The organism is Salinisphaera orenii subsp. halophila YIM 95161 (assembly GCF_003732545.1).
Classification (GTDB): Bacteria; Pseudomonadota; Gammaproteobacteria; order Nevskiales; family Salinisphaeraceae; genus Salinisphaera; species Salinisphaera orenii_A.
Window position 1 is genome coordinate 22,582 of sequence record NZ_AYKF01000110.1, and the last position, 15,501, is coordinate 38,082.

A 15,501-nucleotide genomic window follows, 5' to 3' on the forward strand; every position below is an offset into this window, starting at 1 on the left:
ATGCTTGCCACTCGCCGCGGGCGCTCGGCCGGACACCCGAATCACCGGGGAGGCCCGCTGTTCCCGTCGTCAGGACCAGCAGCACCGGCACCTCTGCGGCCTCGCTCGGACCGGGCATCGCCGCCGGCCGCGGCGATTCCGCGATACGCGTGCGCGCTCTTCGGCTAGCCGTCACCTGACGCGTCGGCCCGCCCGGCAGAGCATTCGCGCGGCCGCAGCGGTCTCAGGCGATCGGCAGTCGCCGCTCGCCGCGCATCAGATCGGCCACGGTCTCGCGGGCGCGCACCTCGTGCGCCGCCGCGCCGTCGACCAGCACTTCCGGCGGTCGCGGGCGGGCGTTGTAGGTGGACGCCATGGCAAAGCCGTAGGCGCCGGCACTGCGCACGGCCAGCAGATCGCCCTCGGCCAGCGCGAGTTCGCGATCGTGGCCGAGAAAATCGCCCGTCTCGCAGATGGGGCCGACGATCTCCCAGGGGCGCGGGGCGACCGCGCCGGCTTCGGCGACCGGCACGATCGCGTGCCAGCCGTCGTAGAGCGCGGGACGCAGCAGGTCATTCATGGCCGCGTCCACGATCGCGAAATGCCGATCCTCGGGCTCGGCGCCCGGCTTGAGCAGCTCGACCCGCGTGAGCAGGATGCCCGCATTGCCGACCAGCACCCGTCCGGGCTCGCAGACCAGCTTGAGATCGCGTCCGGCCACGCGCTCGCTCAGCGCGGCCGCGTACTCGGCCGGCGAGGGCGGGGTCTCGTCGCGATAGCGGATGCCGAGCCCACCGCCGACATCGAGGTGGTCGACGGCGATGCCGCGCGCGGCGAGCCGGTCGATCAGCGCCAGCACACGATCGATGGCATCGCGAAACGGCGCCAGCCGCGTCAGTTGGGAGCCGATGTGGCAGTCGACCCCGCGGACGGCCAGCCCGGGCATGTCCGCGGCCCGCGCATACAGGGTCTCCGCCCGGCCGATGTCCACCCCGAACTTGTTCTCCTTGAGCCCGGTGGCGATGTAGGGGTGCGTGCCCGCGTCGACGTCCGGATTCACGCGCAGCGAGATCGGCGCCCGCACCCCCAGACGCTGCGCGACCGCGTCGATGCGCACCAGCTCGGCCTCCGACTCGACGTTGAAGCAGGCGATGCCGACCTCGAGCGCGCGCTCGATCTCGTCGACGCGCTTGCCCACGCCGGAAAACACCACCCGCGACGGATCGCCGCCGGCCGTGATCACGCGTTCGAGCTCGCCCACCGAGACGATATCGAAGCCGCTGCCCAGATCCGCCAGCAGGCCGAGCACGCCGAGATTGCCGTTGGCCTTCACGGCGAAGCAGATCTCGTGGTCGACGTCGGCCAGGGCCGCCTCGAAGACCCGGTAATGGCGCGTGATCGTGGCTGCGCTGTAGACATAGCACGGCGTGCCGAAGCGCGCCGCGATATCGGGCAGCGGCACGTCCTCGGCGTGCAGCACGCCGCCGCGGTAGACGAAATGATCCATGGCTAGGAGGCGTCGTCGGGCATCGACACGCCGTCGTTCGACGACGCGTCGCCGGAGCGGCCGGCGGCGTTCCCGGTCGCGGCTTCCGACTCGTCTTCGTCGTCCAGACCGAAGGCGCCGTCGGTCTGGGATTCCGGCGCCTCGCCGGGCAGATAGAGCGGACCCTTCTGGCCACAGCCGGCCAGAAGGGCGGTCGCGAACACGGTCAGCGCCAGTGCGATGGAGCTCGCCTTCATCGTCGTCGGGACAGCGGAGTGAGGCGCTCAGTCTAGCAGTGCGGCGCCGCCGTGACCGTCGCGCCTAGACGCCGAGATGGCGGCCGAGAAAGCGCAGGTGGTCCTCCATGAAGCTGGCGATGAAGAAATAGCTGTGATCGTAGCCTTCGCGCCGGTTGACCTCGACGTCGGCGCCGACCTGCTTCGCGGCCTCCTCGAGCCGATGCGGGTGCAGCTGCTCGTCGAGGAAGTTGTCCGCCAGACCCTGCTCCACCCGGATCGGCGGCAGCGCCTCGGCGTTGTCGGCGTTCGACAGCAGATGGGTGGCATCGTAGGCCAGCCACGCCTGGCGGTCGTCGCCGAGATACTTCGGAAAGGCCTTGTGGCCCCACGGCACCTCGGTGGGCGCGCAGATCGGGGAGAACGCCGAGATCGCCGCGAACCGGTCGATGTTGCGCAGGCCGATGACCAGCGCCCCGTGGCCGCCCATGGAGTGCCCGAAGATGGCCTCGCGGGACAGGTCGAGCGTGGTGTTGAACTCGTCGGCCAGCAGCGCCGGCAGTTCGCTGACCACGTAGTCGTACATCTGGTAGTGCGACGCCCACGGCGCCTGGGTGGCGTTGACGTAGAAGCCCGCGCCCTTGCCCATATCGAATACGTCCTCGTCGGCGACGTCGTCGCCCCGGGGGCTGGTGTCCGGCGCCACGACGGCCACGCCGAGCTCGGCGGCCACGCGCTGGGCCCCGGCCTTGTTGACGAAGTTCTCGTCGGTGCAGGTCAGGCCCGACAGCCAGTAGACGACCGGCACGCGCTGGGTGTCCGCCTGCGGCGGCACGTAGAGCGCGAACGTCATGTCGCAGTTGCAGACCTTGGAGGCATGCGTGTAGCGGCGCTGCCAGCCGCCGAACGCCTTGTGCTCGTCAATCTTTTCCATGATCGGATCTCTCGGATGGTGGAGCGCAAAACGCCGCGGCACCGATACGGCGCCGCGGCGTATGGCCGGTTCGGCTGCGCTCGATCAGAAGTGCAGGACCGAACGAATCGCCTTGCCTTCGTGGAGCAGGTCGAACGCTTCGTTGATCTGCTCGAACTTCAGATCGTGGGTGACGAAGTCGTCGATGTTGATGTCGCCGGCCATGTAGCGGCCGACATAGTCCGGCAGCTGCGTGCGGCCCTTGACGCCGCCGAAGGCGGAACCGCGCCACACGCGGCCGGTGACCAGCTGGAACGGCCGGGTCGAGATCTCCTCGCCCGCGCCGGCCACGCCGATGATGGTCGATTCGCCCCACCCCTTGTGGCAGCACTCGAGCGCGCTGCGCATGATGTTGACGTTGCCGATGCACTCGAAGGAGTAGTCGACGCCGCCGCCGGTCAGTTCGACGATGACCTGCTGGATCGGGTCGTCGTAGTCCTTCGGATTCACGCACTCGGTGGCGCCGAGCTGCTTGGCGAACTCGAACTTGGACGGATTGATGTCGATGGCGATGATGCGCGAGCAGTTGGCCATGCGCGCACCCTGGATCACCGACAGGCCGATGGCGCCGAGGCCGAACACGGCCACCGTCGAGCCTTCCTCGACCTCGGCGGTGTTGAACACCGCGCCGATGCCCGTGGTCACGCCGCAGCCCAACAGACAGACCTTGTCCAGCGGCGCATCCGGGCTGATCTTGGCCAGCGAGACCTCGGGCACGACCGTGTATTCGGAGAAGGTCGACGTACCCATGTAATGGTAGAGATCCTTGCCGTCCTTCTTGAAGCGGGTGGTGCCGTCGGGCATCAGGCCCTGACCCTGGGTCTCGCGCACCGCCCCGCAGAGGTTGGTCTTGCCGGACTTGCAGAACTTGCACTCGCCGCACTCGGCGGTATACAGCGGAATGACGTGGTCGCCCGGCTTGATCGAGGTCACGCCCTCGCCGACTTCCTCGACGATGCCGCCACCCTCGTGCCCGAGAATGCGGGGAAAGAAACCCTCCGGATCGGCACCCGAGAGGGTGAAGGCGTCGGTGTGACACACGCCGGTGGCGACGATGCGAACGAGCGCTTCGCCCTTTTTCGGGCCCTCGACGTCGATTTCCTCGACCGAGAGGGGTTTGCCTGCTTCCCAGGCGATGGCTGCACGAGATTTCATGTAGATCGTCTCCTCGCTGATTGCTGTCGCGCCGCGAGGCGCTGAACATTGTTGTATAAGGCGTGGATACCGGAGTCTATCGCATAGCCCGGCCTTATGCGCAACCAAAATTTCCTTGCATGCGTGAGTGCCGCTGGCCAGAATCCCGCGTCTGGCTCACTTCGACACCGGCTCCATCATGCTCGACTGTATCGAGATCGCCCCCGACACGGATGCCCGCGCCAGCGTCATCTGGCTGCACGGCCTGGGCGCCGACGGCAACGACTTCGTCCCCGTGGTCGACGAACTGGGTCTGCCGGCGGATCACGGCATCCGCTTCGTGTTTCCCAATGCACCGACGCGACCGGTGACGGTCAACAACGGCATGCCGATGCGCGCCTGGTACGACATCAAGGGCATGGCGATCGCCGACAAGCAGGACGCCGAGGGCATCCACGCCAGCGCTGCCGAGATCGAGGCGCTGATCGCCGCCGAGATCGAGCGCCGGATTCCGGCCCAGCGCATCGTCATCGCCGGTTTCTCCCAGGGCGGGGCCATCGCGCTGCACACGGGCGTGCGTCACGGCGAGCGCCTGGCCGGCATCATGGGGCTGTCGACGTATCTGCCGCTGGCGGACACGCTGGCCGCCGAGGCCACGCCGGCCAACCGCGACACGCCGATCCTGATGGCCCACGGCACCGAGGATCCGGTGGTGCCGATCGCGCTCGGGCGCGACAGTCGCGATGCGCTGACCGACGCCGGCTACGACGTGGCCTGGCACGAATACCCGATGCAGCACCAGGTCTGCCTGCCCCAGATCGCGACCATCGGCCGCTGGCTCTCCGAGCGGCTGTGCGGCTGAACCGGCCATGACCGAAACCCTGCACCATCTGATCGGCCAGTACGGCTATGTCGCCGTGGCGATCGGCTGCTTCTTCGAGGGCGAGACCTCGATTCTCGTCGGCGTCTTCGCCGCCCTGCGCGACATGCTCACGGTCGAGGGCGTGGCCGTGGCCGCGATCGCGGGCACCGTGATCGGCGACAACCTCTTCTTTCATATCGGCCGCCGCATGGGCCGGCCGGCCCTCGACCGGCGGCCCGGCTGGCGCGCCAAGACCGCTCGGGTGGAAGGACTGCTCGATCGCTACGGCGCGCCGGTGATGATCGGCTTTCGCTTTCTCTACGGGCTGCGCTACGTCACCCCGTTCGTGCTCGGCTCGCTGGGCGTCTCGCCGTGGCGCTTCTTCATGCTCGCCGGCCTCGGCACCCTGCTCTGGGTCGGCACCATCACCACCATCGGCGTCTATCTCGCCGATGCCGTGCAGAAGGCGCTGGCCCATATCCAGGACGTGGAACAGATCCTGGTGGTCGTGGTCCTCGCCGCGGCGTTGATCGGCTACGCGGTGTATCGCCTGCGCGGCCGGCGGACACCGCCACCTTCACGCGGCTGAACCGCGTTCACCGACCCAGCCGCCGGGCGAGGACGCGGGCCTCACGCAAGGCCTGGACGTCGTTCATGCGTAGAGCCCCGGTTGCGCAGAGGCGGATCGCCGGTGCCATCGATCGCGCTCGGGCGTGCGCGTACCCCGCCGACCCGACGCGCCGATCCGGGCCACCGTCGCCACGAGCCGACCTTCAGCGGTCGAACGAATAGATCAGGTCGCCGCCCGAGGCGATGCTGCTCGACTGGGTCTCCAGCCGCCAGCGCGAGCTCAGGGTGTAGCGCAGCGATACCGTCGACACCGGCTGGAACAGCCCGATGCCGTAGCTGACATAGAGTTTGGGCGAGAGATACTTGCCGACCGTGAAGGCGGCCTGATCATTACTCTGACCCGCGCCGCTGCCGATGCCGATCTCGTCCACGCCGAGCCGGTCGCCCACGCCCTTGAGCACGTTGTTGCCGCGATCCATGCCGAGTGCCAGCGCGGCGCGCGCCACCAGGCTCGATTGCTGACCCGAGGCGCCGTCCAGCGGCCGTCCGAGCAGCAGCCAGGACAGCTGCTCGGACTGGCCCATGCCGGGCTCCGAGAACAGCGTCAGGCGCGGATCGGCGATGCTGCCGCGGACCTCCACGCCCACGGTGATGTCCTCCGCGGGATAGCGGGCCGCGCGGATATCCAGTCCGGGCTGACTCACCGGCCCGCCGGCGAACAGAATGCGGCCCTCCTGAATATCCAGATTCTGGCCGTAGGCCCGATAGGCGCCGTCGACGATGCGGATCTCGCCGGTACCGGTGGTGGCGTCGCCCGGCTGCTGCACCACCCGCAGGCCGCCCTCGAGGTTGGCCGTGAGTCCGAAGCCGTCGATGCGCACCGCATCGCCGAGCACGACCTCGACATCGGCGTGCACGGCGCGGGCGACCGCGCTGTCGCCGGCGGCTTCGTCGGTGACGATGACCTGGTCGCCGGAGACCGTGGTCACCCCGGACTCCGGCAGGTCGCGCGGGGTGATCGAGGCTTCCGGCACGGTCACGCGGCCGCTGACGTCGACGCGCTCCGGCGTGACCTCGATGTCGAGGTCCGGGCTGGCGTAGGCGGTGGCGTCGGGGATGTTGACCACCTGGAACCGATCCCCGCGGATCGACAGGTTCACGTCCTGGCCGTCGTCGTTGAGTGCGATCGCGCCGTCGGCGTTCAGCGTGCCGCCGCCGGACTCGGCGGCCGCGTCGATGTCGATGACGTCGCCGCGGCCGGTGGCGGCCAGGCGCACGCCGGTGAGCGTGAGCCCGGGCGAGACCAGCACGATGCGCGATGCCTCCAGCGCCAGATCGCCGCGGACATCGGGCCGGGCGATGCTGCCGTCGATGCCGAGATCGCCCGCGATGCCGCCCGCGAACTCGTCCACCTCCGGTGACAGCCGGGCGATGACGCCCAGATCGGGGATATCCAGTTTCACCCACCCGGCCAGCGCGCGCTCGGTCAGCGGCGCCGAACCGGGCTCGACGCCGATATCCGCACTCAGGCCGCCGCGGTCGACCAGCGGCAGGTCGACGGCGGCGTCGAGCGCGCCGTTGTCCAGGCGCAGGTCGACCGTGCCCGGTGCCAGGTCGATCACCTCGACCACGCTGTCGTCGGGCTGGGTCATGCGCACGGCGCCGCCGCTGGTGGTCAGCCGGGCGTCGATGTCGGGCTCGGCGCCGGCCGGCAGCGCGGCCTCGATGCGGCCCGAGAGCGCGCCGTCCACGTCCAGCCCTTCCGGGAAAAAGGGCCGGGCGTACGCATAGGCAAGATCGGCGAGCTCGATCTGCGCGCGGCTGCCCTGGCCGTCGTTGGCCCCGCTCAGGCACAGCCGCGCCTCGCCCGAGGTCAGACAGGCGTCCTCGATCGACTGGGCAGCGGCGGATACGCGCCCGGAGGCCGGCCCCGCCAACGTCCACGGCGCCAGCTCGCCGTAGGCGGCCTGCAACCGCTGCAGGGTATAGCGCCAGTTCATGCTCGCCTTGTCCAGGCTGGCGTCGAGGCCGATGTCGGCACGGGCGATATCGCTGTCGAGCTCGGCGGTGAGCGCGTGCTCGGCGGGCGTCCCGTCCAGGGTGAGTGCGACCCGGTCGATGGCCTGGCCGCCCGCATCGACCCCGGTGACCTCCAGTGCCACCTCGGAGGCACTGCGGCCGGACCAGTCCACGCGCGCGTCCAGCGCGGCCCGGGCCACCCGATTCTCGCCGAAGACGATATCGTCGGCATCGAGCGTGGCCTCGACGCTGGGCGCCTGCACGCGGCCGGTGACCCGGCCGCTGCTCTCGAGACGGCCCGCCAGCGTCGGCCAGGCGGTGGACAGATCGCTGGAGTCGATCGACCAGCGCCCGTCGAGGGCGGCCTCGGGGGTCCAGCCGAAGCGGCCGCTGATGTCCGCCGTCGTGGCCCCGGACACCAGACGGAAGCGCTCGACCTGCACGTGATCGCCCAGATACCGGGCCCGGGCGTCCAGCTCCAACGGCTGTCCGCGCAGGCGTCCGTTCGCGGTCAGGCGATCGATGTCGGCGGTCAGACGCTCCCCCTCCTGGCGTGCGCGCACATCGACTACGAGGTCGAAGTCGCCGGGCACATCGGCGACGATCGCGCCGGGATTGATGCCGTTGCCTTCAAGATGCGCGCTGACATCGAGCGCCGGCGCCCAGCGCACACTGGCGTTGCCGCCGATCTCCCCCGGGCCGCCGCTGACGTCGAGGTTCTCAAGTTCGAAGGCCTCCATGCTGCCGGTGCCGTTGAGCGCGAGCCGGCCCTCGGTCTGGCCGATCACCTGCCAGGCCAGTTCGGTGTCCAGGGCGTAGTCGGTGAGCTCGCCGGTGAGCGTCACGCGGCCCTGCTCGGATCGATAGGCCGGTTCCCCGGCCAGCGGCCACTGCAGTTGCGTCCAGTCCAGGGTCACGTCCATGGCGTTGCCCTCGGACAGGGCGATGCGCCCCTCGGCCCCGAGCTCGCCGGGCATGTCCGGGCTGGTCAGCTCCAGACGGTCGATGCGCACCGCTTCCGGGGTGTACTCGAGCGCCGTCGACAGGTTGGCGCGGCCGTAGTCGGCGCTGTCGACGGCCGCGTCGAGGTTCACCGCCAGCGCATCGATCGGGCCTGTCGCGGTGACGGTCGCGTCCGCGCCGATCTCGGGCAGGTCCTCGCGGATGGCCCGGGTACGCACGTCCTGGAGCGCAAGCCGGGCGTCGACCGCGGGTGCACTCAGCGCATCGGTCAGATGGGCCGTCAGGTCCAGATTGTAGGGGGCGGCCACAGCGGCGCTGAGATCGAGGTCGGCGAGCTCGCCCTCGAGCCGCGCCTCGGCCTCGATCGGCGCCAGGTCGGGCAGCCGCAGCGTGGCGTCGAGATCCAGATTGGTGGCATAACCGCCGCGCGGGGTGACCCGGGCGCCGGCCTCCAGATCGAACATCGGCCCGGTGCCGGTCAGCGACTCGATGCGCCAGTCGGTGTCGTCGAGCCGCGCGTTGACCAGCCGGGCCCGATCGACCACGAACGGCTCGGCCTCGGGTGCCGTGGTCGCCGAGACGTCGTCGAGGGCGACGCGGTCGATCTGCACCACCACGGGCAGGTCGATGGCCTCGGGGAGGGAGAACGGCTCGTCGGAGGACTCGGGCTCCGGTTCCTCTGCGGCGACCCCAGTCGCTTTGTAATCCACGCCGCGCACGGCGAGATTCTTCAGATGCAAGGTGCGCGAGAGCAGTTCCGCCGCGGTCCAGTCGAGGTCCACCGCATCGACGGACAGGTCCATGGTATCGGTCTCGACCGACACGCCGCGCACCTCGAGCGGTCCGATCAGGCGCCCGGACACACTCGCCACCTCGATGCCCTCGGGCAGGCGCGGGCCGATCTGGCCCCAGGCGAAATCCAGACCGGAACGGGTGCCGGCGATCCAGGCCACGAGGCCGACCAACACCACGATGAGCAGCAGCAGCACCAGCAGCGTCCACTTCAGGACCCGCCACAGCCGGCGTCCGCGCCGTCGCCGCTTCTTCGGTTCGGGCGCGGCGGGCTTGCCGTCTGCCGGCCGGTTGTCCCCCGTCGCAGTCACAGGTCGGGGCCGAGGCTGAAGTGGATGCGGAAGTCGCTGTCCTCGTCGTCCAGCGGGTGCGCCAGATCCAGCCGGATCATGCCCACCGGCGAGGCCCAGCGGAAACCGATGCCCACGCCGCGCTTGAAGTCGAAGCTGGTCGTGTTGGCGGCATCGCCCATGTCGAAGAAGGCGGCCACGCCGTAGTCCTTGTAGACGCGGTAGTCGGCCTCGATGCTGCCGACCGCGAGATAGCGCCCGCCGATGTTCTCGCCGTCGCCGTTCTCCGGGCTGATCTGCTGGTAGCCGTAGCCGCGCACGTTGCGGTCGCCGCCGGCGAAGAAACGCTGCGAGGGCGGCAGGCGGGCGAAGTCGTCGACCTCGGTGGCCCCGATTTCGGTGCGCAGCAGCAGCCGCGAACGCGAGGTCAGCGGCAGCACCGCGTTGCCCGTGAACTTGGCCTGGACGAAATCCACGCTCGAGAGCAGCGCCTCGCTGGCGCCGTGCACGTCCAGTGAGGCGCTCACGCCCTTGCGGGTGTTGAGCAGATCGTCGGCTTTCTGCAGCGTCAGCGTGTAGCCGGGATAGAGCAGGGTCGCATTGCGATCGCCGGCGCCGTCGCCCAGATCGTAGCTCTCACGCTCGAGATTGATGTAGGCGCGCTTGCGCCCGAGCGACCAGCCGGTATCGCGCACCGCGCCGATGCCGTAGTTGATCGACGTGATGTCGCCGAACTCCTGATTCGAGACGTTGGCGGTGAAGCTGAGCCTGTCCTCGGCCACGTCCTCGATCGGAATGTCGTAGGCCGCCTGCAGGGTCTGTTCGACGGCCGACAGACGCAGGTCGCTGCGGAACTGGTGGCCGCGTCTGTTCAGATGCCGGAAGCGCACGCCGAAGCCGATGCGCGGGCCGGTGTCGGTGCCGTAGCCGCCGGATATCGTGTAGCTCTGCGGCTTGCTCGGCGAGGCCTCGACGTTGACCGGCACCCGCAGCTGACCGATGGACATGAGCGGATCCTGGGGCGGATACAGCAGGTCGTAGAACCAGTTCTGCACCGGCGCGGCGCGCTCGGCGGCGTTGCGATCGGCCTGGATCTCGAGCTTGTCGAAGTAGTCGGTGTCCGACAGGATCAGCTGGGTGTCGATCAGCCGCTCGGCGTTGAACGGGTCCCCGGGCTGGATCGGCACGAAGCGGTTGGCGAAGTCGTCGTCGAGAATGTCCTGCTCGATATGGACATCGCCGAAGTAGTAGCGCTCGCCGGTGTACAGGACGAGGTCGATCTCGGCCGTGTTGTCCTCCGGGTTCACCCGGATCGCGGCCTCCGGAAAACGGGCGTCGAGATAGCCGGCGTCGTAGGCGGCGTTGTAGAGCGCAGACTTGGTCGCCGAATAATCGGCGTGAATCAGTCGCCCGCCTTCGGCCAGCCGGGTGTTCGCCAGGGCTTCGCGCACGTCCGGAAACTCGTCGCCCGGCCCGCGCACCGCCAGGTTGAGCCGCGTCACTTTCGTCGGCGGCCCCTGCTCGATGTCGAACGCCGCCCGCCAGGCGCCGGTCTCGCCCTGGGGCTCGGTCAGCGTGTTGTCGATCTCGGGGTTGTAGTAGCCGTACGGCGCGAGCGCGTTCCGGATCTCGTTGGGCGCAAGCCGGTAGAGGCGCTCGATCTGGCGCGTCGACCAGGGTTCCTCGTGCTCGGCGGCCACCGACAACGACTTGCGCACATTGGCCCGCAGCGGATCGCCCAGACCCTCGATGCGAACGTTCACGGTATCCGCGAAGGCGGGCGCGATCAGCACGACGCCGAGCCCGGCGCTCGCAGCGATGCCCAGCCACAGCGAGGCGTGGCGCAGGCGCCGGCCCGTGCGGCACGGCTTCAGCATATCCACCGCGCGCAATCGGTTTGTGTCATCGCCAACCCCGTCAAAACGATCCGCCCTGGTGAACCGGCCCCGACACGCCGGGCCCGCGCGAGACGTTCCAGCTTAGCCGACCCGCGGGCCGCGACCCAAAAAACATGTGCCGGTCGTGTCCTTACGTGCGAGGGCCGGCAGCCGATGCCCCGAGGTCGTCGACGTTCGCGATCGTGAGCTCGATCGGGGCCTCGGCGGCGGGTATGGCGAGCACGCGGCTGTAGAAGCTGCGCTCGGCCTCGATCGCGTGGACGATGTTGTCGGCGTCGCGAAAGCCATGGCGCTCCTCCGGAAAGGTCACGTGGGCGACCGGCACACCGCGATCGGCCAGCGCCCGGGCCATGGTCTCGGCCTGATCGGGCGGCACGACCCGGTCCCTGAGCCCCTGCAGGAACAGCACCGGACAGCTCAGGCGGTCGGCATGCGCCAGCGGCGAGCGCGCGACCAGCAGGGATTCCTCCTCGCCGATCAGGCGCTTGAGGTAGCGGGACTCGAACTTGTGCGTGGAGGCCAGCAGACGCGTCAGATCACCGATGCCGTAATAGCTGGCCCCGGCGGCGGCGATGTCGGTGAAGGTGAGCACGCAGAGGACCGTGTAGCCGCCCGCGCTGCTGCCCGAGATCAACACACGATCGGCGTCGATGGCGTCACGTTCGGCCAGATAACGCGCGCCGTGCACGCAGTCCTCGACGTCGGCGATGCCCCAGGCGCCGCCCAGTTTGCCGCGGTAGGCACGGCCATAGCCGGTACTGCCGCGATAGTTGACGTCCAGCAGGGCGTAGCCGCGCGACGTCCAGTACTGGATGCGCGCATCCAGCGCCGTACTGGTTGCCCCGGTCGGCCCGCCGTGACACTTCAGAATGAGCGGCGGCCGCTCGTCCGCCGGACCGACGCTGTCCGCGCTGGCCGGGGGATAGAACAGGCCGTGGGCGACGTCGCCATCGGCGGTGGGCCAGGTCACGGCCTCGGGCCGGGAGAGTACGGCGGTGTCCGGCAGGCCGTCGCCGGCACGCAGGACCTCGGCGGCGCCGTCGGCCGCGAAGGCGAGGACCTGCTTGGGCATGGCCGCGTTCGCCGCGACCGCGACCGGCCGCTCGCCGAGCACGTGCAGATGCTCGAAGAAATCGGCGGCCGTGGGCAGCGGGGTGAACGCGCCGCTGACCGTATCCACGCGGCCGAGCTGCCAGATGCCGTCCCGCGTGGCCAGGGCGTAGAGCGTGCCGTCGTCGGCGAACGCACAGGTGCTCTGGCCGAACACCCACTGCGGCTGGCCGAATTCCGCGCGCTCGCGGGTGAGGGCTTCGAAGCCGGTCGCGGTCTCGCGGTGAATGTTCCACCAGTCGTCGGCGTCGCAGACGATGTAGAGCCGGCCGGCGGGGTCGAACAGCGGCCCGAACAGGGAGGCATCCGCGGGCGCCCACAGACAGCGGGGCGCGCCGATGCCGCCGTCGGCGGCCAGTTCGGCCTGCCACAGTTCGGTCGCGTCCCAGGGCATGTCCGGGTGGTTCCAGGCCAGCCAGACGAGACGCGAGCCGTCGGGCGACAGCCGCGGGCTGGCGTAGAAGTCGTGGCCCTCGGCGATCACCGTGCGCTCGCCCTCGAGCGTGATCGCCTCGATCGTGGCCCGGGGCTCGGTCTCGCCGCGCGGGGTCTCGACCACCGCGATCAGCCGGCCCCGGCCGGCGTCGTACTGCAGATCCGCGTGGTGCACGCCGGCGCCGATGTCCGTCACCGCGCTCAGCCGACCCGCCGTATCGCGCTGCCGGATCGCCTGATCCGCCGCGTCGACGAACCAGACCACCCCGGCGTGCACGGTGAACGCGCCGCCCCCGTATTCGTGCACCGCACTGCGCGCGCCCGTAGGCGCAGCCAGCAGCGATTCGACCCCGCCATCCGCGGTCCGCCGCATGATGGTGTTGCGGCCGGCTTCCGCCGGCCGGCTTTCCAGCCAGTAGAGGCCCTCGCCCGCCGGGGCGGCCGGATCGACCGCCAGATCGGTGAAGCGACGGCCGGCGGCAGCCACGTGCGCGGCCCGTATCGGCGACGGCCAGCTGCCGTAGGCGCGGATCTCGCTCATGTCGGTGTCTCCCGGGTCATCGTCCAGTGTTCGTCGACGCGGTCGGCTATCGTGCCCGTGGCGTCGAAGCTGCGTTCGTGAAACTCGATCCGGTCGTCGGCGCGCCGGCGGATCACCGTCGACGCCCGCGTGCCGTAGGCGGCACCGGCAATGAACAGCGGCGAGAGAAAGCGTTCGCGCTCGGTCCCGATGCCGGTATCCGGCAGGGCGGCATCCGGGGCGCCGTCGGTGTCGGCGAGCAGCTCGAACAGCGTCGGCGGCTCGACGTCGTCCGCGGCAACGCACTCGCCGAGCCGCGCCTGCGCGCGTTCGGTCTTCGGCCAGTGATCGCCCCAGTGGCCGTTGGAGATCGCATGGATCCCGGGCCGCAGCGACCGGTGGCGCACCGGGCCGCGGTTGGAGACGAACCACAGCGCATCGCGGTCACCGACCAGCAGATTGAAGGGGCCGAACGCCGCGCCCTCGGCGTGGATGTGCCGCGCCCAGACGGCCGCCCCCGCGGTCTGCTCGAAGTAGCCGCGCACGAGCAGGCCGCGGGAACGGGCGTCCGCCGCCGCCGGGGTGCTGCCGCGGACGTTGGTCACGGCCGCGAAACGTCCCCGCCGGTCGACGCCACACCAGCTGCCGCCGCCGCGCTCGTCCAGCCCGGCGAACAGGCCGCGGGGATGCCGCCACCACGTCGCCGACCGTGTGGGCCGGGCGTGGAACTCGTCGCGGTTGGCCGCCACCAGCAGCGGCCAGCGCGGATGACGCTGCCAGGCGAAGGCGATCAGGCACATGCCGGGCACCATCGCGGCGCGGGGACGCGCCGCTTTCTTGCTAAGCTCAGCGGTGCTGCTTCACGGGGGAAAGCATGACTGAAACCAGCCATAACAATAACGAACGCCACCGCGTGGTCATCGTCGGTGGCGGCTTCGGCGGCCTGTTCGCCGCCCGCAAGCTCGGCGCCACCGGCTTCGACGTGACCCTGCTCGACAAGCGAAACTTCCATACCTTCCAGCCTCTGCTCTACCAGGTCGCCGCCGGCATGCTGACCACCGGCGACGTCTGTACGCCGCACCGCGTGACGCTGCGGCGCAAGAAGAACGTGCGCACGCTCATGAGCACCGTCTACGACATCGACCCGGCGCGCCGGGCGATCCGTCACGAGGCGGGCACGCTCACCTACGACACGCTGATCGTGGCCACCGGCGTCAAGCACGCCTATTTCGGCAACGACCAGTGGGCCGCCGACGCCCCGGGCCTGAAGACCGTGGAACACGCGCTGCGCATGCGCCGCCGGATCTTCCATGCCTTCGAGACCGCCGAGCTTACCAGCGACAGGGATGAACGCGCGCCCTGGCTGAACTTCGTCATCGTCGGCGCCGGACCCACCGGGGTGGAGCTGGCCGGTGCGATCGCCGAACTCGCCCATCGCACCATGGTCGACGACTTCCGTGCCATCGACCCGCAGTCGGCCCGCATCATGCTGGTGGAGGGCGCGAGCCGCGTGCTGCCGGTCTATCCGGAGAAACTCTCGCGCAAGGCCGAGGCGATGCTCGCCGAACTCGGCGTCGAGATCGTGACCGACACCCTGGTCTCCGACATCGACAGCGACGGGGTGGTCATGAAAGGGCCGGACGGCGAGCGGCGTGTGGCCTCGCACACGGTGCTCTGGGCCGCCGGTGTGCGGGCCTCGGTCTTCGGCGAGATCCTGGCCGAGCGCACCGGCACGCGCCCGGAGCGCGGCGGCCGGCTGCGTGTGGCCCCCGATCTGTCACTGCCCGGCTATCCGGAGATCTTCGTCATCGGCGACCTGGCCGCGGCCACCGATCGCCGCGGTCGGGCCGTGCCGGGGCTGGCGCCGGCCGCGATCCAGCAGGGCGAATACGTCGCCCGTCTGCTCAAGCGCCGGGCCGCCGGCAAGCCGGTGCGCGATTTCGCCTTCCGGGACCAGGGCAGCATGGCCGTGATCGGCCGCAACCGTGCGGTGGGCAATCTGCCGTGGATGACCGTGTCCGGTTTCTCGGCCTGGCTGCTCTGGGTGCTCGTCCACATCTACGCGCTGATCGGCAGCGAGCGCCGGCTGCGGGTGATGCTGCAGTGGGTGTGGAAATACTTCACCCGCCGCACCGGCGACCGCCTGATCACCGGCCGACCGCCGAACACGCGGCGTCTGCACGACCGCGATGCCGGTGAAACCGGCACGAATCCGCCCGATCGCGGCGGCTAGA

General features: G+C 70.0%; 10 protein-coding genes and 1 pseudogene. 3 read left to right on the top strand and 8 right to left on the bottom strand.

The annotated features are described in order from the left end of the window. Positions 1-223: 223 nt before the first annotated feature. The 4 genes and pseudogenes from lysA to SAHL_RS13720 all read right to left on the bottom strand — a co-directional run bounded on the left by lysA (position 224) and on the right by SAHL_RS13720 (position 3,829). A complete protein-coding gene (gene lysA, locus SAHL_RS13705) occupies positions 224-1,486 on the bottom strand; it encodes a diaminopimelate decarboxylase (RefSeq protein WP_123591979.1) in 1,263 nt (420 codons plus the stop codon). Between the two features lie 125 nt (positions 1,487-1,611). After that, positions 1,612-1,722 (bottom strand): annotated as a pseudogene (gene lptM, locus SAHL_RS18540) (LPS translocon maturation chaperone LptM); the annotation flags it as partial. Positions 1,723-1,786: 64 nt separating this feature from the next. Continuing rightward, on the bottom strand, positions 1,787-2,635 hold the full coding sequence (gene fghA, locus SAHL_RS13715; protein WP_123591981.1) for an S-formylglutathione hydrolase: 849 nt from the start codon (positions 2,633-2,635) through the stop codon (positions 1,787-1,789). An 84-nt stretch (positions 2,636-2,719) separates the two neighbouring features. Next, entirely contained in the window at positions 2,720-3,829 is a 1,110-nt protein-coding gene (locus SAHL_RS13720) for an S-(hydroxymethyl)glutathione dehydrogenase/class III alcohol dehydrogenase (protein WP_123591982.1), read from the bottom strand. A gap of 178 nt (positions 3,830-4,007) precedes the next feature. On the opposite strand from SAHL_RS13720, the gene SAHL_RS13725 reads away from it, so the two are divergent. Next, positions 4,008-4,670 (top strand): alpha/beta hydrolase, encoded by a 663-nt coding sequence (locus SAHL_RS13725; protein ID WP_123591983.1) that lies wholly within the window; start codon positions 4,008-4,010, stop codon positions 4,668-4,670. Between the two features lie 7 nt (positions 4,671-4,677). Beyond that, positions 4,678-5,259: a DedA family protein gene (locus SAHL_RS13730; protein ID WP_123591984.1), complete on the top strand. Its 582-nt coding sequence runs from the start codon at positions 4,678-4,680 to the stop codon at positions 5,257-5,259. Between the two features lie 184 nt (positions 5,260-5,443). On the opposite strand, the gene SAHL_RS13735 is transcribed toward SAHL_RS13730, so the two are convergent. The 4 genes from SAHL_RS13735 to SAHL_RS13750 all read right to left on the bottom strand — a co-directional run bounded on the left by SAHL_RS13735 (position 5,444) and on the right by SAHL_RS13750 (position 14,067). Continuing rightward, entirely contained in the window at positions 5,444-9,325 is a 3,882-nt protein-coding gene (locus SAHL_RS13735; protein ID WP_123591985.1) for a translocation/assembly module TamB domain-containing protein, read from the bottom strand. Then, a complete protein-coding gene (locus tag SAHL_RS13740) occupies positions 9,322-11,181 on the bottom strand; it encodes an autotransporter assembly complex protein TamA (RefSeq protein WP_245968546.1) in 1,860 nt (619 codons plus the stop codon). Before SAHL_RS13740 ends, SAHL_RS13735 begins: the two co-directional genes overlap by 4 nt. 151 nt (positions 11,182-11,332) lie before the next feature. Further along, a complete protein-coding gene (locus SAHL_RS13745; RefSeq protein WP_123591987.1) occupies positions 11,333-13,288 on the bottom strand; it encodes a S9 family peptidase in 1,956 nt (651 codons plus the stop codon). Further along, positions 13,285-14,067, bottom strand: coding sequence for an NRDE family protein (locus SAHL_RS13750; protein ID WP_184947703.1), 783 nt, complete (start codon positions 14,065-14,067; stop codon positions 13,285-13,287). The genes SAHL_RS13745 and SAHL_RS13750 overlap by 4 nt, the downstream gene beginning before the upstream one ends. Positions 14,068-14,141: 74 nt before the next feature. Between SAHL_RS13750 and SAHL_RS13755 the strand changes: the two genes are divergently transcribed. Further along, entirely contained in the window at positions 14,142-15,500 is a 1,359-nt protein-coding gene (locus SAHL_RS13755; RefSeq protein WP_123591989.1) for an NAD(P)/FAD-dependent oxidoreductase, read from the top strand. The last annotated feature ends 1 nt before the right edge of the window (position 15,501 follow it).

What these genes read in the sequence shown, in the direction of transcription:
- lysA (WP_123591979.1), bottom strand. Translation starts at nt 1,486, where the DNA reads ATGGATCATTTCGTCTACCGCGGCGGCGTGCTGCACGCCGAGGACGTG.
- fghA (WP_123591981.1), bottom strand. Translation starts at nt 2,635, where the DNA reads ATGGAAAAGATTGACGAGCACAAGGCGTTCGGCGGCTGGCAGCGCCGC.
- SAHL_RS13720 (WP_123591982.1), bottom strand. Translation starts at nt 3,829, where the DNA reads ATGAAATCTCGTGCAGCCATCGCCTGGGAAGCAGGCAAACCCCTCTCG.
- SAHL_RS13725 (WP_123591983.1), top strand. Translation starts at nt 4,008, where the DNA reads ATGCTCGACTGTATCGAGATCGCCCCCGACACGGATGCCCGCGCCAGC.
- SAHL_RS13730 (WP_123591984.1), top strand. Translation starts at nt 4,678, where the DNA reads ATGACCGAAACCCTGCACCATCTGATCGGCCAGTACGGCTATGTCGCC.
- SAHL_RS13740 (WP_245968546.1), bottom strand. Translation starts at nt 11,181, where the DNA reads ATGCTGAAGCCGTGCCGCACGGGCCGGCGCCTGCGCCACGCCTCGCTG.
- SAHL_RS13745 (WP_123591987.1), bottom strand. Translation starts at nt 13,288, where the DNA reads ATGAGCGAGATCCGCGCCTACGGCAGCTGGCCGTCGCCGATACGGGCC.
- SAHL_RS13750 (WP_184947703.1), bottom strand. Translation starts at nt 14,067, where the DNA reads ATGTGCCTGATCGCCTTCGCCTGGCAGCGTCATCCGCGCTGGCCGCTG.
- SAHL_RS13755 (WP_123591989.1), top strand. Translation starts at nt 14,142, where the DNA reads ATGACTGAAACCAGCCATAACAATAACGAACGCCACCGCGTGGTCATC.